This window comes from Streptococcus sp. Z556 (assembly GCF_053010225.1).
The window spans coordinates 1-23,890 of sequence record NZ_JBRKNU010000006.1; the positions used below are offsets into that span (position 1 = coordinate 1).

22 protein-coding genes, 1 other RNA gene and 1 pseudogene are annotated in these 23,890 nt (G+C 42.3%); 23 read left to right on the top strand and 1 reads right to left on the bottom strand.

Annotation, left to right across the window (positions count from 1 at the left end; translation table 11 throughout):
* Positions 1-744 precede the first annotated feature (744 nt).
* The 10 genes from comW (at position 745) to ACVC7S_RS07510 (ending at position 8,005) form a co-directional block, all read left to right on the top strand.
* The gene (comW, locus tag ACVC7S_RS07465; RefSeq protein ID WP_061410103.1) at positions 745-978 is read left to right on the top strand and encodes a sigma(X)-activator ComW; all 234 of its coding nucleotides are present in this window, start codon (positions 745-747) and stop codon (positions 976-978) included.
* Positions 979-1,223: 245 nt separating this feature from the next.
* Positions 1,224-2,510 carry an adenylosuccinate synthase gene (locus ACVC7S_RS07470; RefSeq protein ID WP_025171508.1) on the top strand — a complete coding sequence of 429 codons (1,287 nt, stop codon included), beginning with the start codon at positions 1,224-1,226 and terminating at the stop codon, positions 2,508-2,510.
* A 200-nt stretch (positions 2,511-2,710) separates the two neighbouring features.
* Entirely contained in the window at positions 2,711-3,178 is a 468-nt protein-coding gene (gene tadA, locus ACVC7S_RS07475) for a tRNA adenosine(34) deaminase TadA (protein WP_096405661.1), read from the top strand.
* A 32-nt stretch (positions 3,179-3,210) separates the two neighbouring features.
* Positions 3,211-3,309: signal recognition particle sRNA small type (gene ffs / locus ACVC7S_RS07480), an RNA gene on the top strand.
* Positions 3,310-3,363: 54 nt separating this feature from the next.
* On the top strand, positions 3,364-3,807 hold the full coding sequence (locus tag ACVC7S_RS07485; RefSeq protein WP_000701988.1) for a dUTP diphosphatase: 444 nt from the start codon (positions 3,364-3,366) through the stop codon (positions 3,805-3,807).
* A gap of 1 nt (position 3,808) precedes the next feature.
* Positions 3,809-4,324, top strand: coding sequence for a histidine phosphatase family protein (locus ACVC7S_RS07490; protein ID WP_447266710.1), 516 nt, complete (start codon positions 3,809-3,811; stop codon positions 4,322-4,324).
* Positions 4,325-4,337: 13 nt separating this feature from the next.
* The gene (gene radA / locus ACVC7S_RS07495) at positions 4,338-5,699 is read left to right on the top strand and encodes a DNA repair protein RadA (protein ID WP_447266781.1); all 1,362 of its coding nucleotides are present in this window, start codon (positions 4,338-4,340) and stop codon (positions 5,697-5,699) included.
* A gap of 72 nt (positions 5,700-5,771) precedes the next feature.
* Positions 5,772-6,266: a beta-class carbonic anhydrase gene (locus tag ACVC7S_RS07500; protein WP_002876632.1), complete on the top strand. Its 495-nt coding sequence runs from the start codon at positions 5,772-5,774 to the stop codon at positions 6,264-6,266.
* Positions 6,267-6,479: 213 nt separating this feature from the next.
* Positions 6,480-7,448, top strand: a complete 969-nt coding sequence (locus ACVC7S_RS07505; RefSeq protein ID WP_295589898.1) for a ribose-phosphate diphosphokinase — start codon at positions 6,480-6,482, stop codon at positions 7,446-7,448.
* Between the two features lie 119 nt (positions 7,449-7,567).
* Entirely contained in the window at positions 7,568-8,005 is a 438-nt protein-coding gene (locus ACVC7S_RS07510) for a CoA-binding protein (protein ID WP_049538209.1), read from the top strand.
* 26 nt (positions 8,006-8,031) lie between these two features.
* Here the strand turns inward: ACVC7S_RS07510 and ACVC7S_RS07515 are convergent, their stop codons facing one another.
* On the bottom strand, positions 8,032-9,042 hold the full coding sequence (locus ACVC7S_RS07515) for a YeiH family protein (protein WP_447266711.1): 1,011 nt from the start codon (positions 9,040-9,042) through the stop codon (positions 8,032-8,034).
* Between the two features lie 151 nt (positions 9,043-9,193).
* Between ACVC7S_RS07515 and ACVC7S_RS07520 the strand changes: the two genes are divergently transcribed.
* The 13 genes and pseudogenes from ACVC7S_RS07520 (at position 9,194) to purF (ending at position 23,709) form a co-directional block, all read left to right on the top strand.
* The gene (locus ACVC7S_RS07520; RefSeq protein WP_447266712.1) at positions 9,194-10,363 is read left to right on the top strand and encodes a pyridoxal phosphate-dependent aminotransferase; all 1,170 of its coding nucleotides are present in this window, start codon (positions 9,194-9,196) and stop codon (positions 10,361-10,363) included.
* Positions 10,360-11,130, top strand: coding sequence for a DNA repair protein RecO (gene recO / locus ACVC7S_RS07525; protein ID WP_447266713.1), 771 nt, complete (start codon positions 10,360-10,362; stop codon positions 11,128-11,130). Before ACVC7S_RS07520 ends, recO begins: the two co-directional genes overlap by 4 nt.
* On the top strand, positions 11,127-12,119 hold the full coding sequence (gene plsX / locus ACVC7S_RS07530) for a phosphate acyltransferase PlsX (protein ID WP_447266714.1): 993 nt from the start codon (positions 11,127-11,129) through the stop codon (positions 12,117-12,119). Before recO ends, plsX begins: the two co-directional genes overlap by 4 nt.
* Before the next feature lie 3 nt (positions 12,120-12,122).
* Positions 12,123-12,359 (top strand): acyl carrier protein, encoded by a 237-nt coding sequence (locus ACVC7S_RS07535; protein ID WP_000182270.1) that lies wholly within the window; start codon positions 12,123-12,125, stop codon positions 12,357-12,359.
* 444 nt (positions 12,360-12,803) lie between these two features.
* The gene (locus tag ACVC7S_RS07540) at positions 12,804-12,992 is read left to right on the top strand and encodes a class IIb bacteriocin, lactobin A/cerein 7B family (protein WP_000180817.1); all 189 of its coding nucleotides are present in this window, start codon (positions 12,804-12,806) and stop codon (positions 12,990-12,992) included.
* Between the two features lie 17 nt (positions 12,993-13,009).
* Positions 13,010-13,177, top strand: coding sequence for a bacteriocin (locus ACVC7S_RS07545; RefSeq protein ID WP_000415688.1), 168 nt, complete (start codon positions 13,010-13,012; stop codon positions 13,175-13,177).
* Between the two features lie 9 nt (positions 13,178-13,186).
* On the top strand, positions 13,187-13,375 hold the full coding sequence (locus tag ACVC7S_RS07550) for a hypothetical protein (RefSeq protein ID WP_268705935.1): 189 nt from the start codon (positions 13,187-13,189) through the stop codon (positions 13,373-13,375).
* 196 nt (positions 13,376-13,571) lie between these two features.
* Positions 13,572-13,767 (top strand): annotated as a pseudogene (locus tag ACVC7S_RS07555) (hypothetical protein).
* Positions 13,768-13,931: 164 nt separating this feature from the next.
* The gene (gene comA / locus ACVC7S_RS07560) at positions 13,932-16,085 is read left to right on the top strand and encodes a peptide cleavage/export ABC transporter ComA (protein WP_447266715.1); all 2,154 of its coding nucleotides are present in this window, start codon (positions 13,932-13,934) and stop codon (positions 16,083-16,085) included.
* A 12-nt stretch (positions 16,086-16,097) separates the two neighbouring features.
* Positions 16,098-17,447 (top strand): competence pheromone export protein ComB, encoded by a 1,350-nt coding sequence (gene comB / locus ACVC7S_RS07565; RefSeq protein WP_447266716.1) that lies wholly within the window; start codon positions 16,098-16,100, stop codon positions 17,445-17,447.
* A 168-nt stretch (positions 17,448-17,615) separates the two neighbouring features.
* Positions 17,616-18,323, top strand: coding sequence for a phosphoribosylaminoimidazolesuccinocarboxamide synthase (purC, locus tag ACVC7S_RS07570; protein WP_268705939.1), 708 nt, complete (start codon positions 17,616-17,618; stop codon positions 18,321-18,323).
* Positions 18,324-18,379: 56 nt separating this feature from the next.
* Positions 18,380-22,105, top strand: a complete 3,726-nt coding sequence (locus tag ACVC7S_RS07575) for a phosphoribosylformylglycinamidine synthase (protein ID WP_447266717.1) — start codon at positions 18,380-18,382, stop codon at positions 22,103-22,105.
* A gap of 161 nt (positions 22,106-22,266) precedes the next feature.
* Complete coding sequence (gene purF / locus ACVC7S_RS07580) at positions 22,267-23,709, top strand: amidophosphoribosyltransferase (RefSeq protein ID WP_447266718.1); 1,443 nt, start codon at positions 22,267-22,269, stop codon at positions 23,707-23,709.
* Positions 23,710-23,890: the final 181 nt, after the last annotated feature.

The window sequence follows — 23,890 nt, forward strand, 5'->3', positions numbered from 1 at the left end:
TTGGTAGTAGCGCATGACTGTTAATCATGATGTCGTAGGTTCGAGTCCTACTGGCGGAGTCAGATAAAAAGAACACCTGGTGGTGTTCTTTTTTCTTATGTTACTATTAGTCCGTCTCACCTAACGGAGTGAGATAAATAAACTACCTGCTATGAGAGAGTGTGTTGTTTGTTATGCCAAGAAAAATCCAAATGCTATACAATAAAGGTCTTCAAGCTAATTGTATAGTAAAAGGAGAAACCATGGTACAAAAGGCTCATAATTATCAAAAACAAAGTGGCACTGTAAGTATCACATTGTGTTTAGCTCTAAGTATTTACAAAAAGCTATCTATAATCCATATCGAAGTAGTCTAGGAGTAGTATTTCATGGTTTGTGAAATTATAAGAATATTGAGATTATTTAGGGTCACCTGATCCTTGATTATGTAGAGATTATTTCTTCAAGGATAGCGATAAGTAAAGAGCAATGAGGCTAAAACAACGTGAAAGTCATCGTCTGTAGGTACTGGCTGATAATTTGATCTTATATTCCCTAGCGCAAACTACTCCTTAGACGAGGGGTTATGATTTTATAAATGAAGTAAACTTCTCAAAATTTAAAACTTAATTTTTGCATCTATAAATGTCTTTATATTTTGTTTTTAGTTCGTTTGGCTTTAAATTCTATCTTTATAGGATTTGAAGCTTTTTTAGTTCTTATTTTTGTTAGACTAGTGTTAATAATAAGAAAGGGATTTTTTATATGCTTCAAAATTTTTATGATCGAGCATTTGTTTTTTTGAAATTAGTTGAACAAGAATATGCTTCTTTAGGGCAGAGTCGTGCTGAGTGGGAATCACTTCATCTTCGTTTTTTACTTTATTACTTGATAAGATTTAGAATTACAAGCGTTAAAGACTTTAATTTATATCATTTTCAGACGGCATATCGCTTGTATCTTGATAAATTTCTTCAAGAAGGTGCCGTCCTAAACTAGTAAGGTTCATATATTTCATTTATCACGAACAATAATGAGCATTTAATTTGTAAATTTAAGGATTTTATTTAAAATTTAAGGATTTGATTTTTATAATTTACAGAAATTCCAAATCTTTTCTAGTGTTTCTTCTTGATAAAATAGTGTTTTTTTCTTATAATAAATTGTAAGATATAATTGCGGGTGAAATTCCTGCCATGTATATGAGAAAGGACGAGCTCCTAGTAGCTCAGACGAATTTTATTATGACTTCAGTTGTTGTTGTAGGTACCCAGTGGGGTGATGAAGGTAAAGGGAAAATTACAGATTTTCTTTCAGCTAATGCAGAAGTGATTGCTCGTTATCAAGGTGGTGATAATGCTGGTCACACAATTGTGATTGATGGCAAGAAATTTAAGTTGCACTTGATTCCATCTGGAATTTTCTTCCCTGAAAAAATCTCTGTTATTGGGAATGGGATGGTCGTGAATCCAAAATCCCTTGTGAAAGAGTTAACTTATCTTCATGAAGAAGGTGTGACAACAGATAATTTGCGCATTTCGGACCGTGCGCATGTCATTTTGCCATATCATATTGAATTAGACCGTCTACAAGAAGAAGCTAAGGGCGACAATAAAATCGGGACTACTATCAAGGGTATTGGTCCAGCCTATATGGATAAAGCTGCTCGTGTTGGAATTCGTATTGCAGATCTTTTGGATAAGGATATTTTCCGTGAACGCTTGGAACGCAATCTTGCGGAAAAGAATCGTCTGTTTGAAAAATTGTATGACAGTACTCCTATTTCAATTGATGATATTTTTGAAGAGTATTATGAGTATGGCCAACAAATCAAGCAGTATGTGACAGATACGTCCGTAATCTTGAACGATGCCCTTGATAATGGAAAACGTGTGCTTTTTGAAGGTGCGCAAGGTGTTATGTTAGATATTGACCAAGGTACTTATCCATTTGTTACTTCGTCAAACCCTGTCGCTGGTGGTGTGACAATCGGTTCTGGTGTTGGTCCAAGTAAGATTGACAAGGTTGTCGGTGTATGTAAGGCTTATACAAGTCGTGTAGGGGACGGACCTTTCCCAACTGAATTGTTCGATGAAGTGGGAGATCGCATTCGTGAAGTAGGTCATGAATACGGTACAACAACTGGCCGTCCACGTCGTGTGGGTTGGTTTGACTCAGTTGTGATGCGCCATAGCCGTCGCGTATCTGGTATTACCAATCTTTCATTGAACTCTATTGATGTTTTGAGTGGTTTGGATACAGTGAAAATCTGTGTGGCCTATGATCTTGATGGACAACGTATCGACTACTATCCAGCTAGCCTTGAACAGTTGAAACGTTGCAAGCCTATCTATGAGGAATTGCCAGGTTGGTCAGAAGACATCACTGGAGTCCGTAATTTAGAAGACCTTCCTGAAAATGCGCGTAACTATGTTCGTCGTGTAAGTGAGTTGGTTGGTGTTCGCATCTCAACATTCTCAGTAGGTCCTGGTCGTGAACAAACTAATATTTTAGAAAGTGTTTGGTCATAAGAGATTTTTAAGATTAGTTTAAGACAGGTTGGGTATACTATAGACAGTTACAAGAAGACCTCCTAACTTGTTGTAACAAATATCCTAAACTTTTCTTTTTCATAATAATCTCCCTATTAAGTCACCGCATTCGGTGACTTTTTTTGTGTTGAGAATCATGATATAATAATAAAATCGACAAGTAGGAAAAGGAAGAATTGATGAATTATACAGTTGAAGAAAAAGAAAGATTCATGAGAGAGGCCTTGAAGGAGGCAGAAATTGCTCTAGAACACGATGAAATTCCAATTGGCTGTGTGATTGTCAAGGATAGAGAAATCATTGGCCGTGGGCATAATGCGCGCGAGGAGTTGCAACGGGCGGTTATGCATGCAGAAATCATGGCTATAGAGAATGCGAATGCGAGTGAAGAGAGTTGGCGTCTGCTCGATTGTACGCTTTTTGTGACCATTGAGCCCTGTGTTATGTGTAGTGGGGCAATTGGGCTAGCTCGCATACCAAAGGTGGTCTATGGGGCTAAGAATCAGAAATTTGGTGCAGCTGGAAGTTTGTACGATATTTTGACAGATGAACGTCTCAATCATCGTGTAGAGGTTGAAACGGGAGTTTTGGAGAGTGAGTGTGCAGCGATTATGCAGGACTTTTTCCGAAATCGACGGAAAAAATAATTTCTCTTTAAAAATAGAGGGGAATGTGGTATAATAAACAGTGGAGCAACAGTTCTGCGTGAAGCGGGTCAGGGGAGGAATCCAGCAGCCCTAAGCGATGTGAATTGTGTGCTCTTTTTTCGTGCTTTTTTCGAATAAATAAGATAAAATAGCCTAGAATAAATGATTATAGAAAAGAGAAAAATATGAAAATTCGTGGTTTTGAATTGGTTTCGAGTTTTACAGACGAAAATTTATTGCCGAAACGAGAGACAGCTCATGCGGCTGGCTATGACTTAAAGGTTGCCGTGCGTACGGTGATCGCGCCAGGAGAGATTGTCTTAGTTCCGACAGGGGTTAAGGCTTATATGCAACCAACTGAGGTCCTCTACCTTTATGATCGCTCTTCAAACCCTCGCAAGAAGGGTTTAGTCTTAATCAACTCGGTTGGTGTTATTGATGGGGATTATTATGGCAATCCCGGGAATGAGGGACATATCTTTGCTCAGATGAAAAATATTACGGACCAGGAAGTGGTTCTTGAAGTTGGGGAACGTGTGGTTCAGGCTGTCTTTGCACCATTTTTAATCGCAGATGGAGATGAGGCAGACGGTGTTCGGACAGGTGGATTTGGATCAACAGGGCACTAAGATGAAAATTATATTTGTACGTCATGGAGAGCCAGACTACCGTGAGCTAGAGGAACGTTCTTATACAGGTTTTGGGATGGATTTAGCACCTTTATCTAAGGAAGGACGGCAACAAGTTCAGAAACTTTGTCAAAATCCTTTGCTTGGCTCAGCTGATATACTGGTGTCTTCTGCAGTGACGCGAGCATTAGAAACGGCTTCTTATCTTACTTGTGCTACGGGCCTTCCTTTAAGAGTAGAGCCTTTATTGCATGAATGGCAGGTTTACGAAAGTGGTATAGAGAATTTTGAAAAAGCACGTACTCTGTTTTTAGAAAACAAGGGGGAGTTGCTTCCTAATAGTCCTATTCAGTATGAGCCAGCTGAAGAGATGAAGGCGCGTTTTTTGGAAACTATGATAAAGTACCGAGACTACCAGACAGTGCTAGTGGTAGCTCATCGAATGCTCATGCACCAATTTGTACCAGACGAGAAGATTGATTTTTGCCAAGTGATTGAATGTGAGATAGAAATTTAGAAAGAGGTTTATCATCGCAAAGAAAAAAGCGACATTTGTGTGTCAAAATTGTGAATATAATTCACCTAAGTATCTAGGACGCTGTCCAAACTGTGGAGCTTGGTCTTCTTTTATAGAAGAGATCGAGGTTGTCGAGGTTAAAAATGCGCGTGTGTCTTTGACAGGTGAAAAAACCAAGCCTATGAAACTGGCTGAAGTAACGTCTATCAATGTCAATAGAACCAAGACCGAGATGGAGGAATTTAACCGTGTACTTGGAGGCGGAGTGGTACCAGGGAGTCTCGTACTTATTGGGGGAGATCCTGGAATCGGGAAATCAACGCTTCTTTTACAAGTTTCAACCCAGTTGTCTCAAGTGGGTACGGTTCTCTACGTCAGTGGTGAGGAGTCTGCCCAGCAGATTAAGCTACGAGCAGAGCGATTGGGGGATATTGATAGTGAGTTTTATCTCTACGCCGAGACCAATATGCAGAGTGTTCGAGCTGAGGTAGAGCGCATCCAACCAGATTTTCTCATCATTGACTCTATACAAACTATTATGTCTCCTGAGATTTCAGGTGTGCAAGGGTCTGTGTCTCAGGTGCGAGAGGTGACAGCTGAGCTCATGCAGCTGGCCAAGACTAATAACATTGCCATCTTTATCGTAGGGCATGTGACCAAGGAAGGTACTCTGGCTGGTCCGCGTATGTTGGAGCATATGGTAGATACAGTACTTTACTTTGAAGGGGAACGCCACCATACCTTCCGTATCTTGAGAGCAGTCAAAAATCGTTTTGGGTCCACTAATGAGATTGGCATCTTTGAGATGCAATCAGGTGGCTTGGTTGAGGTGCTCAATCCGAGTCAAGTTTTCCTAGAAGAGCGTTTGGATGGGGCCACTGGTTCATCCATCGTGGTGACTATGGAAGGGACACGTCCGATTTTGGCGGAGGTTCAAGCCTTGGTGACACCGACCATGTTTGGAAATGCCAAGCGTACGACGACAGGGCTTGATTTCAATCGTGCGAGTCTGATTATGGCTGTTTTGGAAAAACGAGCAGGGCTTCTCCTGCAAAATCAGGATGCCTATCTCAAATCAGCTGGTGGTGTCAAATTGGATGAACCTGCCATTGACTTAGCCGTTGCAGTCGCCATTGCTTCGAGCTACAAGGACAAACCAACCAATCCTCAAGAATGCTTTGTAGGAGAGTTAGGTTTGACTGGAGAGATTCGGCGTGTGAATCGTATCGAGCAACGCATCAATGAAGCTGCGAAGCTTGGGTTTACAAAAATTTATGTACCCAAAAATTCCTTGATAGGCATTAAACCACCTCAAGAAATTCAGGCGATAGGAGTGACGACTATCCAGGAAGTTTTGAAAATGGTCTTTGCTTAATCTGTGACAAATCCTCTCAAAAATGATAAGATAGGAGAAATATTTGATTATCAAATTTTTGAGGAGGGAATCGTGTCGTATTTTGAACAGTTTATGCAAGCCAATCAGGCTTATGTTGCTCTACATGGGCAGTTAAATCTGCCACTTAAACCCAAAACCAGAGTAGCGATCGTGACCTGTATGGACTCACGTCTGCACGTTGCGCAAGCTCTAGGTTTGGCCCTTGGGGATGCTCATATCTTGCGGAATGCGGGTGGTCGAGTAACTGAGGACATGATTCGTTCACTGGTGATTTCCCAGCAACAAATGGGGACAAGAGAGATTGTGGTGCTTCACCATACAGATTGTGGAGCTCAAACCTTTCAAAATGAAAGTTTTCATGAACATTTGAAACACGAGCTCGGAGTCGATGTGTCTGATCAAGACTTTTTACCATTTCAGGATGTGGAAGAGAGTGTGAGAGAGGATATGCAATTGCTTCGAGAATCTCCACTGATTCCTGATGATGTGGTTATTTCAGGTGCTGTCTATGATGTGGATACAGGAAGTATGAGAGAAGTATACTAACTTTGTCTCGAAAAAATTTCATCCTAGCATAAAATCGATTGTTAAAATGTAGGATTTTTAGGTTTAATATAGCTAATATAAAATAGTATAAAACAAGGGTATAAATGTTTACTCTTGTTTTATTTTTGATTGAAAAATAAAGGAAAAAGCGCTACAATGGTAGATGGAAAATGTTGTGTAAAAACAAGTGATACATAAATACCGGAGGAAATCATGTCTTTTTCTGATTTAAAGCTGTTTGCCCTTTCTTCAAATAGAGAATTGGCAGAGCGTGTGGCGCAAGAGATTGGGATAGAGTTGGGGAAATCGACTGTTCGCCAATTTTCAGATGGGGAGATTCAGGTCAACATCGAAGAATCAATCCGTGGAAAACACGTCTTTATCCTACAATCAACGAGCTCACCTGTAAATGACAATCTGCTCGAAATTTTGATTATGGTAGATGCCTTGAAGCGGGCTAGTGCAGAATCTGTCAATGTTGTTATGCCTTACTATGGCTATGCACGTCAGGATAGAAAAGCGAGAGCGCGTGAGCCAATCACTGCAAAACTTGTGGCAAATATGCTAGAAGTGGCTGGTGTGGATCGTTTGTTGACGATTGATTTGCACGCTGCACAGATTCAGGGATTTTTTGATATTCCTGTAGATCACTTGATGGGTGCTCCATTGATTGCGGACTATTTTGAACGTCGTGGCATGGTTGGCTCGGACTACGTGGTTGTCAGCCCAGACCATGGTGGGGTAACTCGTGCTCGTAAATTGGCAGAGTTTTTGAAAACTCCGATTGCAATTATTGACAAACGCCGTAGTGTAGACAAGATGAATACCAGTGAAGTGATGAATATCATTGGTAAGGTAGAAGGCAAGACTTGTATCTTGATTGACGATATGATCGATACAGCTGGAACTATTTGTCATGCGGCAGATGCTCTTGCTGAAGCAGGCGCAGTTGCGGTCTATGCAAGCTGTACACACCCAGTTCTTTCGGGACCAGCTATGGACAATATCCAAAAATCAGCTATTAAGAAATTGGTTGTTTTGGATACTATCTACCTACCAGAAGATCGTTTGATTGATAAGATTGAACAAATTTCGATTGCTCATCTTCTGGGCGATGCTATTATCCGTATCCACGAAAAACGTCCTCTTTCTCCATTATTTAGTATCGAGAAAAAAATCTAAACTTTCACTTGAATAAACGAATTTCCTGGCAAGCTTTTTCTCTTGCTAGGAATTTTTTTGTAGTCAAAATCTGCAAGCCTTTTCAAAATATGCTATACTGAGAAAAAAGGAGGATTTCTATGAGCCAAGAATTTATCAATCCAAGTGATGGTGTGGTACGTCAGTATCTTGCAACCAGTAAAACGTTAGCAGTAGTAGGCTTGTCCGATCGTGAAGAAACAACTAGCAACCGAGTGACTAAGGAAATGCAGGCTCGGGGCTATAAAATCATTCCAGTCAATCCCAAGGCTGCAGGTGGCGAAATCTTGGGAGAAAAGGCCTATGCAAGCCTAGCTGAGATTCCTTTTCCTGTCGATATTGTCAATGTTTACCGACGGAGCGAGTTTTTACCAGATGTGGCGCGAGATTTTCTCAAGGCTGATGCCAAGATTTTTTGGGCACAACTGGGACTTGAAAGCCTAGAAGCGGAAGAAATCTTGCGTGCTGGAGGATGCGACGACATCGTGATGAATCGCTGTATCAAGAGAGAACACACACGCTTAATTCTTGAACAATAAAAGGTAGCCATGGGCTACCTTTTGTCTTAGAAAATACCAATCAATGCCTGCATGCCTAGACTGGTAAGGATGATGGCAATCCAGCAAAGGCCTCCAAGAAGAATGGACTTGCCGCTGGATTTGATCAATCCAATGAGATTGGTTTTGAGACCGATAGCGCTCATGGCCATGACGATAAGGAATTTGGAGAGTTGCTTAAGAGGGGTAAAGATACTACCGGACACACCGAGAGAGGTAAGGAGAGTCGTTAAGAGAGAAGCCAAGATAAAGTAAAGGATAAAAAGTGGGAAGACTTTTTTTAGTTGGAAACCCTGGCTATTTTTTTGTTGGCGACTTTGCCAGAAGGAGAGAAAGAGCGTGATAGGAATAATGGCAAGGGTGCGTGTGAGTTTAACAATAGTTGCAGACTCAAGGGTATTGGTCTGATAAAGACTGTCCCATGCGCTGGCTGTGGCCGTTACAGAAGAAGTATCATTGACCGCAGTTCCTGCAAAGAGGGCGAAGCCTTCATTTGATAGATGAAGCCAGGTTCCTAGAGTTGGAAAGATGAGTGCCGCTAAGACATTGAAGAAAAAGATAACGGAAATGGCTTGGGCAACTTCTTTTTCCTTGGCATGGATAACGGGTGCTGTCGCAGCAATGGCAGAACCACCACAGATCGAAGACCCCACTCCAATCAAGGTAGCCAGTTTAGTATCCAAAGCAAAAAAGCGCTGGAAGAGGTAGGCAACAATCAAGGAAATCGAAATGGTGGAAAGGATAACAGGGAGCGAAGATTGCCCGACTGCGAATACTTGCGAGATATTGAGACCGAAACCGAGCAAAATAACGGCATATTGAAGCAATTTTTTTGAACTAAAGGTCAAGCCGGCATCCAGTTGTTTATAGGCTGATAGAAAAGGGTGAAGGAGCATCCCTATAAAGATAGCAAAGACAGGTGCTCCCACGACAGGAAAGAATCCTCCTAGGTACCAGGATATGAAAGAAATGAGAAGGCAGATCAAGATTCCTGCCCCATTTTTTGATAAAAATGACATATAAACCTCCGAAAATAAGCACTTTTTATTATAAGCTTATCCATCAGAAAAGTAAAATAGAAAACAGAAAGGATTAACTCAAAATGTAATTTTGCGGTCAGGGAGCTTTTGTAGTATAATAGTACTATGTTCTGCAAGTAAGGGGGTATCTATGGACTTAACCAAGCGCTTTAATAAACAATTAGATAAGATTCAAGTGTCCTTGATTCGTCAGTTTGATCAGGCCATTTCAGAGATCCCTGGAGTTCTGCGTTTGACCTTGGGAGAACCTGACTTTACGACGCCAGATCATGTCAAGGAGGCAGCCAAGCGAGCGATTGACCAGAACCAGTCCTACTATACAGGGATGAGCGGTTTACTGACCTTGCGCCAGGCAGCTAGTGATTTTGTAAAAGAAAAATACCAGTTGGACTACAATCCTGAAAATGAAATCTTGGTTACTATCGGAGCGACAGAGGCTTTATCTGCTACCTTGACAGCTATCTTAGAAGAAGGGGACAAGGTGCTCTTGCCAGCTCCTGCCTATCCAGGCTATGAACCGATTGTCAATCTAGTTGGGGCAGAGATTGTCGAGATTGATACAACTGAAAATGGTTTTGTCTTGACTCCTGAGATGTTGGAAAAGGCCATTTTGGAGCAAGGGGACAAGCTCAAAGCAGTTATTCTCAACTATCCAGCCAATCCGACAGGAATTACCTATAGTCGGGAGCAGTTGGAAGATTTAGCTGCTGTTTTGCGTAAATACGATATTTTTGTGGTCTGTGATGAGGTCTACTCAGAATTGACCTATACAGGGGAAAATCATGTGTCATTGGGAACTATGCTGAGAGATCAAGCTATTATCATCAATGGCTTGTCTAAATCGCATGCTATGACAGGTTGGCGTTTAGGCTTTATCTTTGCTCCTGCAGCTTTCACAGCTCAGTTAATCAAGAGTCACCAATATTTGGTTACTGCTGCAAATACCATGGCCCAACATGCTGCAGTAGAAGCCTTGACTGCTGGTAAAAACGATGCAGAGCCTATGAAGAAGGAATACATCCAGCGTCGAGATTATATCATCGAAAAGATGACTGCTCTTGGTTTTGAGATTATCAAACCAGACGGTGCCTTCTATATCTTTGCTAAGATTCCAGCAGGTTACAATCAAGACTCCTTTGCTTTCCTCAAGGATTTTGCCCAGAAGAAGGCTGTTGCTTTTATCCCTGGTGCTGCCTTTGGGCGTTACGGAGAAGGCTATGTTCGCCTCTCTTATGCGGCCAGCATGGAAACAATCAGAGAGGCCATGAAACGACTTGAGGAGTACATGAGAGAAGCATGATCCAGTCTATCACGAGTCAAGGTCTCGTACTCTACAATCGTAACTTTCGGGAGGATGATAAGCTAGTCAAAATCTTCACCGAGCAGGCTGGCAAGCGCATGTTTTTCGTCAAACACGCTGGTCAATCCAAACTAGCTCCTGTTATTCAGCCCTTGGTGTTGGCACGATTTCTCTTGCGAATCAATGATGACGGCCTTAGCTACATCGAGGACTACCATGAGGTGATGACCTTTCCCAAGATTAATAGTGATCTCTTTGTCATGGCCTATGCGACTTATGTTGCGGCTCTGGCCGATGCTAGTTTGCAGGATAATCAGCAGGATTCTCCCTTGTTTGCCTTCTTGAGAAAGACTCTGGAGTTGATGGAAGAGGGATTGGATTATCAAGTTTTGACCAATATTTTTGAAATTCAAATCTTGACCCGATTTGGAATCAGCCTCAATTTTAATGAGTGTGTCTTTTGCCATCGGATAGGTCAGGCCTTTGACTTTTCTTTCAAATATGGAGCCTGCCTCTGTCCGGATCATTATCATGAGGACGAGAAACGTTGCCATCTGAATCCCAACATCCCTTATCTGCTCAATCAATTTCAAGCCATTGATTTTGAGACCTTGGAGACCATTTCGCTTAAGGCTGAAATCAAGCAAGAGCTACGCCAATTTATGGATCAACTCTACGAAGAGTACGTTGGGATTCACCTAAAATCAAAGAAATTTATTGATTCCCTAGCCGACTGGGGACAATTACTAAAAGAGGAAGACAAATGAAAAAAATCGCAGTAGATGCTATGGGGGGCGATTACGCACCTCAAGCCATCGTTGAGGGTGTCAATCAAGCCCTTGCTGACTTTTCAGATATTGAGATTCAACTTTACGGAGATGAAAGCAAAATCAAGCAATATCTAACAGCCACAGAGCGCGTTAGCATCGTCCATACGGATGAAAAAATTGATTCCGACGATGAGCCGACAAAAGCTATCCGTAAGAAGAAAAATGCCAGCATGATATTGGCGGCCAAGGCAGTCAAAGAGGGAGAGGCAGATGCTGTTCTTTCCGCAGGAAATACAGGTGCCTTGTTGGCAGCAGGATTCTTCATCGTGGGTCGTATCAAGAATATCGACCGACCTGGACTTATGTCAACATTGCCAACTATAGATGGAAAAGGCTTTGATATGCTTGACCTCGGTGCTAATGCGGAAAACACTGCTCAGCACCTCCATCAATACGCTGTCCTAGGTTCCTTCTATGCCAAGAATGTTCGTGGGATTGCAAAACCACGTATTGGTTTGCTCAACAACGGAACAGAAAGCAGCAAGGGTGATCCTCTTCGTAAGGAAACCTACGCCTTGCTAGCAGCTGATGAAAGTTTGAATTTTATCGGAAATGTGGAAGCGCGTGATCTAATGAATGGCGTTGCGGATGTTGTCGTGACAGATGGTTTCACGGGAAACGCAGTGCTCAAATCTATCGAAGGGACAGCTATGGGAATCATGGGCTTGCTCAAGACAGCTATTGCAGGTGGCGGTCTTCGAGCTAAACTAGGTGCTCTTCTCCTTAAAGATAGTCTCAGAGGTTTGAAAAAACAGCTCAACTATTCAGATGTTGGAGGAGCAGTCTTGTTTGGTGTCAAAGCACCTGTTGTTAAGACCCATGGCTCAAGTGATGCCAAGGCTGTGTACAGTACGATTCGCCAGATTCGTACCATGCTAGAAACAGACGTAGTTGCTCAGACTGCGCGTGAATTTTCAGGAGAATAACAGATGACAAATAAAGAAATTTTTGACCGTATCGTGACCATTATCCAAGAAAGACAGGGAGAAAACTTTGTCGTAACAGAAGCCTTGAGTTTGAAGGACGACCTCGATGCAGACTCAGTGGACTTGATGGAGTTCGTCTTGACGCTAGAAGATGAATTTGGAATCGAAATCAGCGATGAGGAAATTGACCATCTTCAAAGTGTAACAGATGTAATCGAAACCATTAAAGGTAAAATATAGCCGAAAGCAACATGCAAGTCATGTTGTTTTTTTATTTGCAGAAAAAAGAAAAACGTTAAAATTTTTAGTAGAAATTGCGAATAAAGAGACGAGAAAGAAAAAGGAGGAACGTTTATGTATGTGACCGGTTTTTATCCGTGGTTCATTAAGTGGTTTTTAAAATAAAAATGAATAAGTTGCTCATTTTCGAATTGTTTTTCGAATAGATAGGTAAGAAGAAAAGAAAGGAGACTACGCGATGTATTTACCAATCTTATTGCCATGGTTTATCAAATGGTATTTAAAATAAATGAAATTTACCTGTTCATTTTAAATCACTTCTCGAATAGATAAGTGAGAAGAACAGGAAGGAAAAAGATTTCAGTAATTTACCCAATCTGGTTTTTAAAATGGTTTAAAGCCTAGAGACCATAAACTAAAAAATAAAAATAAAGGAGAAAAAAGATGACAAACTTTGACAAAATGGAACAGAACTTTGTAGCTCTTACTGAAGAAGAGTTGATGGATGTGGATGGGGGAGCATGGCCGATTGTAGCTTGGGTGATTGCTAATCCTGTGACAGCAGCTAAAATTGCTGGTGGAATTACTGCAGTAGGAATTGCAGGTTATAATTATGTGACGGGTAGATGGTAATAGAAGGAGGAGATGATATGGAAAAATCTATTTTAGAATTTGAAACAATGACTGATACGGACTTGCAGGAAATTCAAGGGGGAGCCTTTCCCCTTCTTATCCCTGTGGCAGTCGGTTTTGTAAAAGGATTTGTATATACAGGTGGAGCTATTTTAACAACTCGAGCACTCTTTTCAGGTAAATAGGAGTCTGCTATGAAAAAAATCTTATTAGGATTTGCTGAGGGGTATTTTGTCGTATCGATCATTATTTATATCGTAACGTATTTGATTATGAAAAATCCGATTAATACCCTGTTTTATCCAGAAACCTATCCAATTCTGCTTGGTCTGTTTTATCTAGGATACAAGTACAAAACAAAAGAAAGTACGAATGGAAATTGATTGACCGTCAGATCGGAGTTTGAGATGAAAGTTGTTCAATTACTAGGAAAAGCTTGGCTAGAGACCACTGTATTATTTAGCTCGATAGCTTATCTAATTATTAGAATCGTAGCTGATGTAAACAAAATAAATCTACCTACGATTTCCTTGTTTTTAGTGGTTTTTATTTTACTGTGTCGGGGCCAAGGAGAATAGAATGAATAGGATTGTAAAATATTTTCTACTATATTATTTTCCTATTTTTAATGAATATTTTCAACTTTACGATTCTAGCAACTCTTGGCTTTCAGCTAACAATGAGTGAAAGTAGTTATATGGTACCCCCGGTGTTTGCGTTTATCGTTTTATACGCCATTCACAAAAGAAGTGGGAAAGGTAAGAAATCTGTGTAATTGAATATTCTAGGCAGGACTCTTGTTCTGCCTATTTTCTTTGGTAAAAGTGCTGTTCAGGTGAGGATATTGTTTTTTCAGAAATAATTCCCTTATTTCTTCCTTGTTTGGTTAAAATAATCTTACAAAGTTTTTAAGAGATTATTAGAAAAAAGGAGATGGATATGAAATTTGGGAAAAGGCACTATCGTCCCCAGGTGGATCAGATGGATTGTGGCGTGGCTTCCTTGGCTATGGTCTTTGGTTACTACGGTAGTTATTACTCCTTGGCTCATCTAAGAGAGTTAGCCAAGACGACCATGGATGGGACGACGGCTTTGGGGCTTGTAAAGGTGGCAGAGGAGATTGGGTTTGAGACGCGGGCTATCAAGGCAGATATGACGCTATTTGATTTGCCAGATTTGACCTTTCCTTTTGTGGCTCATGTGCTCAAGGAAGGAAAATTGCTCCACTACTATGTGGTGCTAGGTCAGGATAAAAAGCACATTCATATCGCTGATCCGGATCCTGGTGTCAAGCTGATCAAGATTTCCCGTGAGCGTTTTGCGCAAGAGTGGACAGGGGTCAGTATTTTTATGGCGCCATCTCCGGTCTATAAACCTCATAAGGAGAAGAAACAGGGTCTCCTATCCTTCTTGCCGATTTTATTCAAACAGCGTGGCTTAATTACCAATATCGTCCTAGCGACACTCTTGGTAACCTTGATCAATATCGTGGGATCCTACTATCTTCAGTCCATCATTGATAGTTACGTGCCAGACCAGATGCGCTCGACGCTGGGTATTATCTCTATTGGGCTGGTCATCGTCTATATCCTCCAGCAGATTTTGTCCTACGCGCAGGAATATCTCCTACTAATCCTTGGGCAACGTCTCTCAATTGATGTGATTTTGTCCTACATCAAGCATGTTTTTCACCTGCCGATGTCCTTTTTTGCGACACGAAGGACAGGGGAAATCGTGTCTCGTTTTACAGATGCTAACAGTATCATTGACGCGCTAGCTTCGACCATTCTGTCGATTTTCCTAGATGTGTCGACGATTTTGATTATCTCGCTGGTCTTGTTTTCACAAAATATAACGCTCTTTTTCATTAGTCTGCTTGCACTTCCTATCTATACCGTGATTATCTTTGCCTTTATGAAGCCTTTTGAAAAGATGAATCGGGACACTATGGAAGCCAATGCGGTTCTGTCTTCTTCTATCATCGAAGACATCAACGGTATTGAGACCATTAAGTCTTTGACCAGCGAAAGTTCACGCTATCAAAAGATTGATAAGGAATTTGTAGCTTATCTGAAAAAATCCTTTGCCTATAGTCGGGCAGAAAGTCAGCAAAAGGCTCTGAAAAAAGTTGCCCAGCTCCTGCTCAATGTTGCCGTTCTCTGGCTGGGAGCTATTCTTGTCATGGATGGGAAAATGAGTTTGGGTCAGCTGATTACCTATAATACTTTGCTTATTTACTTTACCAATCCTTTGGAAAATATCATCAATCTGCAAACCAAACTTCAAACAGCGCAGGTTGCCAATAATCGTCTGAACGAGGTCTATCTGGTCGCTTCGGAGTTTGAGGAGAAGAAAACAGTTGAGGATTTGAGCATGATGAAGGGAGATATGACCTTTAAGCAGGTTCACTATAAGTATGGCTATGGTCGTGACGTCCTGTCGGACATCAATCTGACGATTCCGCAAGGTGCTAAGGTAGCTTTTGTGGGAATCTCAGGGTCAGGTAAGACCACCTTGGCCAAGATGATGGTTAATTTTTACGACCCAAGTCAGGGAGAGATTAGTCTGGGTGGTGTCAATCTCAATCAGATTGACAAAAAGGCCCTGCGCCAGTATATCAACTATCTACCTCAACAGCCCTATGTCTTTAACGGAACGATTTTGGAGAATCTGCTCCTTGGAGCCAAGGAAGGGACGACGCAGGAAGATATCTTACGAGCAGTTGAATTGGCTGAGATTCGGGAGGATATTGAGCGCATGCCCCTGAATTATCAGACAGAATTGACTTCGGATGGGGCAGGTATTTCTGGAGGGCAACGGCAGAGAATTGCTTTGGCGCGTGCTCTCTTAACGGATGCGCCTGTTCTGATATTGGACGAGGCGACTAGTAGTCTGGATATCTTGACAGAAAAGCGGATTGTCGATAATCTCATGGCTTTAGACAAGACCTTGATTTTCATTGCCCATCGCTTGACCATCGCTGAGCGAACAGAGAAGGTTGTTGTCTTGGATCAAGGCAAGATTGTCGAAGAAGGCAACCATGCAGACTTGCTTGCACAGAATGGCTTTTACGCTCATTTGGTCAATAGCTAGAAAGAGGAGAGGATGAAACCAGAATTTTTAGAAAGTGCGGAGTTTTATAATCGTCGTTACCATAATTTTTCCAGTCGCGTGATTGTACCCATGTCGCTTCTGCTCGTGTTTCTGTTTGGATTTGCAGTCTTTGCAGAGAAGGAGATTAGTTTGTCTACTAGAGCCACTGTCGAACCTAGTCGAATCATTGCCAATATCCAGTCGACTAGTAATCAACGGATTGTGGCCAATTATCTGGAAGAGAACAAGTTGGTCAAGCAGGGGGATCTACTCGTTGAGTACCAGCAAGGGGCGGAAGCTGTTCAAGCTGAAGCATACGCCAATCAGTTGGAGATGTTAAAGGATCAAAAAAAGCAGTTGGGTTATTTGCAATCCAGTTTGAAAGAGGGGAGTGATCAATTTCCAGAGGCGGATAAGTTTGGATATCAGGAGATGTTTCGAGACTATCTCAGCCAAGCTAGTAGTCTTAGGAGCAATGTTTCGCAGCAAAATGCCAGCATCTCCTCGCAGAATGCGGCTGCAAGTCAGAGCCAGGCCGAGATTGGCAAGCTTATCAAACAAACAGAGGATAAAATTCGAGATTACAAAACGGCTAAGTCGGCGATTGAAACAGGAGCTCAACTAGATAGTCAAAATGCAGCCTACTCTTTTTATCAGACCTATAAAAACCAAGCTGGAGAAGATCTGCAAACCAAATCGCAAGTTATTGCACAGGTGGATGCACAAATTACCCAGCTAGAGTCTAGTTTAGCTACTTATCGTGTGCAGTATGCGGGTTCTGGAGCTCAACAAGCCTACGCAACGGGACTGGATAGTCAACTGGAATCCCTCAAATCTCAGCACTTAGTTAAAGTCGGTCAGGAATTAACTCTTCTAGATCAGAAAATTTTGGAGGCGGAATCGGGTAAGAAAGTCCAAGGAGGTCTGCTGGACAAGGGGAAAATTACAGCAAGTGAGGATGGGGTGCTTCACCTTAATCCTGAAACCAGTGATTCTACCATGGTTGCAGAGGGGACATTGCTAGCCCAACTCTATCCATCCTTGGAAAAAGAAGGCAAAACTAAACTCACGGCTTATCTTACTTCAAAAGATGTTGCAAGGCTCAAGGTCGGTGATTCTGTCCGTTTCACTACAAGCAAGGATGGTAATAAAGAGCTCGTTCTTGTTTCTGCGATTACGAATATTGACGCGACAGCTACCAAGACTGAAAAGGGCAATTTCTTTAAAATAGAGGCGGAGACCAGTCTGACTCCTGAGCAGGCAGAAAGTCTTCGCTATGGTTCAGAAGGACGTTTGACACTAATCACAGGGAAGAAAAGCTATTTGCGCTATTATTGGGATCAATTTTTGAACAGAGAATAATGTTCGTCTTTTTTCGAGATAACTGATTGAAAAACTGTAAGACAAAGGTGTTTTGCAGTTTTTTCTTTACGCAACAAGCGCTATTTTGTTAATAGTTCGTAAAAATCTTGAATTTTTGTTTGTTTTGTGGTAGAATGTGCTCAAGTAATACGAAAGGCGAACTTTAAAATGTCAAAAAAATTGATCTATTCGGGAAAAGCCAAGGATATCTATACAACTGAGGATGAAAATCTCATTATTTCAACTTACAAGGACCAGGCAACTGCCTTCAACGGTGTCAAGAAGGAGCAGATTGCGGGCAAAGGAGTCTTGAATAATCAGATTTCATCTTTTATTTTTGAGAAATTAAATGCGGCTGGTGTAGCGACTCACTTTGTGGAAAAAATTTCGGACACGGAACAGCTCAATAAAAAGGTTGAGATTATTCCTTTGGAAGTCGTGCTTCGCAACTACACGGCTGGTTCTTTTTCAAAACGTTTTGGGGTGGAAGAAGGTATCGCATTTGAGACTCCAATTGTAGAATTTTACTATAAAAATGATGATTTGGATGATCCCTTTATCAATGACGAGCATGTGAAATTCCTTAAAATTGCGGATGATCAGCAGATTGCTTACTTGAAAGAAGAAACCCGTCGTATCAATGAGCTCTTGAAAGCCTGGTTTGCTGAGATTGGTCTTAAGTTAATCGATTTTAAACTGGAATTTGGTTTTGATAAGGATGGCAAGATTATCTTGGCAGACGAATTTTCACCAGATAACTGCCGACTTTGGGACGCTGACGGTAACCACATGGATAAGGATGTTTTCCGTCGGGGTCTAGGTGAATTAACCGATGTCTACGAGATTGTCTGGGAAAAGTTGCAAGGTTTAAAATAACATCTTTAAGGTCATTTGGAAAAATTGCAAGAGCTGAAATAAAGGAATAAGGATTGATGGATAAACGTATTTTTGTTGAAAAAAAGGCTGATTTTCAGGTCAAGTCAGAGAGTTTGGTGAGAGAGCTCCAACATAACTTGGGACTGTCAACTTTAAAAAGTATTCGAATCGTGCAGGTTTATGACGTTTTTGGCTTGTCAGAGGATTTGTTTACGCCCGCCGAGAAGCATATCTTCTCTGAGCAGGTGACAGACCATGTATTGGATGAAACGGCTGTGCAGGCGGATCTTGCCAATTATGCTTTCTTTGCCATTGAAAGTTTGCCAGGACAGTTTGACCAGCGTGCAGCTTCTTCACAGGAAGCCTTGCTTTTGCTGGGAAGTTCGAGTGACGTGACGGTCAACACAGCACAATTGTACTTGGTTAATAAAGATATTGATGTGACTGAGTTGGAAGCGGTCAAGAACTACCTGCTCAATCCAGTTGATTCTCGTTTCAAGGATATCACAACAGGAATTGCCAAGCAGGAATTTTCTGAGTCAGACAAGACAATTCCGAAATTGACCTTCTTTGAAAGCTATACGGCAGAAGACTTTGCTCGCTACAAGGCTGAACAAGGAATGGCCATGGAAGTGGATGATTTGCTCTTTATCCAAGACTATTTCAAGTCAATCGGGCGCGTGCCGACTGAGACGGAGCTCAAGGTTTTGGACACTTATTGGTCTGACCACTGCCGTCATACTACTTTTGAGACAGAGTTGAAGCAGATTGATTTCTCAGCCTCTAAATTCCAAAAACAATTACAGGCGACCTACGACAAATATATCGCTATGCGCGAGGAGTTGGGGCGCTCTGAAAAACCGCAAACCTTGATGGATATGGCGACTATTTTTGGTCGTTATGAGCGTGCCAATGGGCGTTTGGATGACATGGAAGTGTCTGACGAAATCAATGCTTGTTCGGTCGAAATCGAAGTGGACGTTGATGGCGTCAAGGAACCTTGGCTCCTCATGTTTAAAAACGAAACCCACAACCACCCAACTGAGATTGAGCCATTTGGTGGAGCGGCTACTTGTATCGGTGGAGCTATTCGTGACCCATTGTCAGGGCGTTCTTATGTCTACCAAGCTATGCGTATCTCAGGTGCAGGTGATATTACAGCACCGATTTCAGAAACTCGTGCTGGGAAATTGCCGCAACAAGTCATTTCTAAAACAGCAGCTCATGGTTATTCTTCTTACGGGAATCAGATTGGGCTTGCGACGACCTACGTTCGTGAATACTTCCACCCAGGCTTTGTAGCCAAACGCATGGAGCTTGGTGCAGTTGTCGGTGCAGCTCCAAAGGAAAATGTGGTTCGTGAAAAACCGGAAGCGGGAGATGTCATTATCCTCCTCGGTGGTAAGACTGGCCGTGATGGTGTCGGTGGTGCGACAGGTTCTTCTAAGGTTCAAACAGTTGAGTCTGTAGAGACTGCTGGAGCAGAGGTTCAAAAAGGGAATGCCATCGAAGAACGCAAGATTCAACGTCTTTTCCGTAATGGCGCTGTCACTCGTCTTATCAAGAAATCCAACGACTTTGGTGCTGGGGGTGTCTGTGTAGCTATCGGTGAATTGGCAGACGGTCTTGAAATTGACCTCAACAAGGTTCCTCTTAAATACCAAGGCTTGAATGGAACCGAAATTGCCATCTCTGAATCACAAGAACGGATGGCTGTGGTGGTTCGTCCTGAGGATGTAGATGCCTTCGTTGCAGAATGTAACAAAGAAAATATTGACGCTGTTGTGGTTGCGACAGTGACTGAAAAACCAAATCTAGTCATGCACTGGAATGGTGAAACGATTGTCGACTTGGAACGCAGTTTCCTTGATACCAATGGTGTGCGTGTCGTTGTAGATGCCAAGGTTGTGGACAAGGATGTCAAACTCCCAGAAGAGCGCAAGACAAGTACTGAAGCCCTTGAAGCTGATACTCTTGCGGTACTATCTGACATCAACCATGCGAGTCAAAAAGGTTTGCAGACCATCTTTGATAGCTCTGTTGGTCGTTCAACAGTCAATCACCCACTTGGCGGTCGTTACCAACTCACACCGACTGAAGCTTCTGTTCAGAAATTGCCAGTTCAACATGGAGTGACTCATACTGCGTCTGTCATGGCGCAAGGCTTCAACCCATACATTGCAGAATGGTCTCCATATCATGGGGCTGCCTATGCGGTTATCGAAGCAACTGCTCGTTTGGTTGCTGCTGGCGCCAACTGGTCTAAGGCTCGATTCTCTTACCAAGAGTATTTTGAGCGGATGGACAAACAAGCAGAGCGTTTTGGTCAGCCAGTAGCAGCTCTTCTAGGCTCTATCGAAGCACAAATCCAACTTGGCTTGCCATCTATCGGTGGTAAAGACTCTATGTCTGGTACCTTTGAAGAATTGACTGTACCACCAACCTTGGTTGCCTTTGGAGTGACAACGGCAGATAGTCGTCAAGTTCTCTCTCCTGAGTTCAAGACTGTTGGTGAAAATATCTACTACATCCCAGGTCAAGCCCTTTCTGCTGATATTGACTTTGACTTGATCAAGTCTAACTTTGCCAAGTTCGAAGCTATTCAAAAGGCTTACAAAGTGACATCTGCATCAGCTGTTAAATATGGTGGTGTTATTGAAAGTTTGGCTCTTGCTACCTTTGGAAATCATATCGGTGCAGAGGTAACCTTGCCTGAACTTGAAACGGCTTTGACAGCTCAATTAGGCGGATTTGTCTTCACATCTCCTGAAGAGATTGCTGGAGTAGAGAAAATCGGTCAAACAAGCGTAGACTTTACACTGACTGTCAACGGTGTGAAGCTAGATGGACAGAAACTTGACAGTGCCTTCCAAGGCAAACTGGAAGAAGTTTACCCAACTGAATTTGCCCAAGCAAAAGAACTGGAAGAAGTTCCAGCTGTTGCTTCTGAAGTAGTTGTAAAAGCCAAAGAAACTATTGAAAAACCTGTCGTTTACATCCCAGTATTCCCAGGAACCAACTCAGAATATGACTCAGCCAAGGCCTTTGAAAAAGAAGGTGCAGAGGTTAACTTGGTGCCATTTGTGACCTTGAATGAAGAAGCTATTGTCAAGTCAGTCGAAACCATGGTTGACAATATTGGCAAGGCTAACATCCTTTTCTTTGCGGGTGGATTCTCCGCTGCAGACGAGCCAGATGGGTCAGCTAAGTTTATTGTCAATATCCTTCTTAATGAAAAAGTGCGTGCAGCGATTGATAGCTTTATCGCTCGTGGTGGCTTGATTATCGGTATCTGTAATGGATTCCAAGCCCTCGTCAAATCAGGTCTTCTTCCATATGGTAACTTTGAAGATGCAAGTAGCACTAGTCCAACCCTCTTCTACAATGATGCCAACCAACACGTGGCCAAGATGGTGGAAACTCGAATTGCCAATACCAACTCACCATGGTTGGCTGGAGTGCAAGTGGGCGATATCCATGCCATCCCAGTATCGCACGGTGAAGGGAAGTTTGTCGTGACGGCTGAGGAATTTGCAGAGCTTCGTGACAATGGTCAAATCTTTAGCCAATACGTTGACTTTGACGGCAAACCAAGTATGGATTCTAAGTACAATCCAAATGGTTCTGTAAATGCCATCGAAGGAATTACTAGCAAGAATGGTCAAATCATCGGTAAGATGGGACACTCAGAACGTTATGAAGACGGTCTCTTCCAAAATATTCCAGGAAATAAAGACCAATATCTCTTTGCATCAGCGGTTCAATACTTTACTGGGAAATAAGACTTACAGATTTTCTAATAGATAGTATCCGTAATGTAAAAGTCATGTAGATTTAGTTCTTGGTGATTGCAAAAGGTTTGTTTTGCGAGTGAAACGAGCTTCTACCGTATCATTCGGCTCTACTAAAGGAATGATACATAAATAAAAATTAGGTATAAAAAATGACATACGAAGTAAAATCTCTTAATGAAGAATGTGGTGTTTTCGGTATCTGGGGGCATCCAGATGCTGCTAAATTGACCTATTTTGGACTCCACAGTCTTCAGCACCGTGGTCAGGAGGGGGCAGGAATCCTCTCCAATGACCAGGGGAACTTGAAGCGTCATCGTGATATGGGGCTTTTATCAGAAGTGTTCAGAAATCCTGCTAATTTGGATAAATTGACAGGAACGAGCGCGATTGGGCATGTGCGTTATGCGACTGCTGGCGAAGCTTCTGTAGATAATATCCAGCCCTTCCTCTTTCGCTTTCACGATATGCAGTTTGGACTTGCTCACAACGGAAACTTGACCAATGCCGAATCGCTCAAGCAAGAATTGGAACAAAGAGGAGCTATTTTCAGTTCAACTTCGGACTCGGAAATCTTGGCACACCTCATTCGTCGGAGTCACAATCCGAACTTGATGGGCAAAATCAAAGAGGCACTTAGCCTTGTCAAAGGTGGATTTGCTTATATCCTGCTGTTTGAGGACAAGTTGATTGCGGCTCTTGATCCTAATGGTTTTCGTCCACTTTCTATTGGGAAAATGGCAAACGGAGCGGTGGTCGTTTCGTCAGAAACCTGTGCTTTTGAAGTCATTGGTGCCGAGTGGATTCGCGATGTAAAACCAGGAGAGATTGTAATCGTAGATGACAGTGGGATTCAGTACGATAGCTATACGAATGATACCCAGTTGGCGATTTGTTCTATGGAGTATATCTACTTTGCCCGCCCTGACTCTAACATCCATGGGATCAATGTCCATACTGCACGGAAACGTATGGGTGCCCAATTAGCGCGTGAATTTAAGCATGAGGCGGATATCGTAGTCGGTGTGCCCAATTCTTCCCTAAGTGCAGCCATGGGCTTTGCGGAAGAATCCGGTCTGCCAAATGAAATGGGCCTCATCAAGAACCAATATACGCAACGCACCTTTATCCAACCGACTCAAGAATTGCGAGAGCAAGGTGTGCGGATGAAGCTATCTGCTGTTTCGGGTGTTGTTAAAGGCAAACGTGTGGTTATGGTAGATGACTCCATTGTCCGTGGTACCACTTCTCGTCGCATCGTCCAACTCTTGAAGGAAGCTGGTGCGACAGAAGTTCACGTTGCTATTGGGAGCCCTGCGCTAGCTTATCCATGTTTCTATGGGATTGATATCCAGACGCGTCAGGAGTTGATTGCGGCCAATCATACGGTGGAAGAAACCTGCCAAATCATTGGTGCAGATAGTCTCACCTATCTTTCGATTGATGGCTTGATTGAATCCATCGGGATTGAAACAGATGCGCCAAATGGTGGGCTTTGCGTCGCTTACTTTGACGGGGACTACCCAACTCCTCTCTACGACTATGAGGAAGAATATCGTAGAAGCTTGGGGGACAAGACCAGTTTTTACAAATAGACGGATAAAGACTCTCCATGAAAGGAAAGGAAGAGAAGACGACAAATAAAAATGCTTATGCTCCACGTCTCGCTACTGACTAAAAGCTAAAGCATTTGTCAGTAGACGCTTTGCCTTATGGGACCAAAGCTAGAGCCCTGACTAGTATTTTTAGATAAAATAATTGTTTATCTAAAAATAC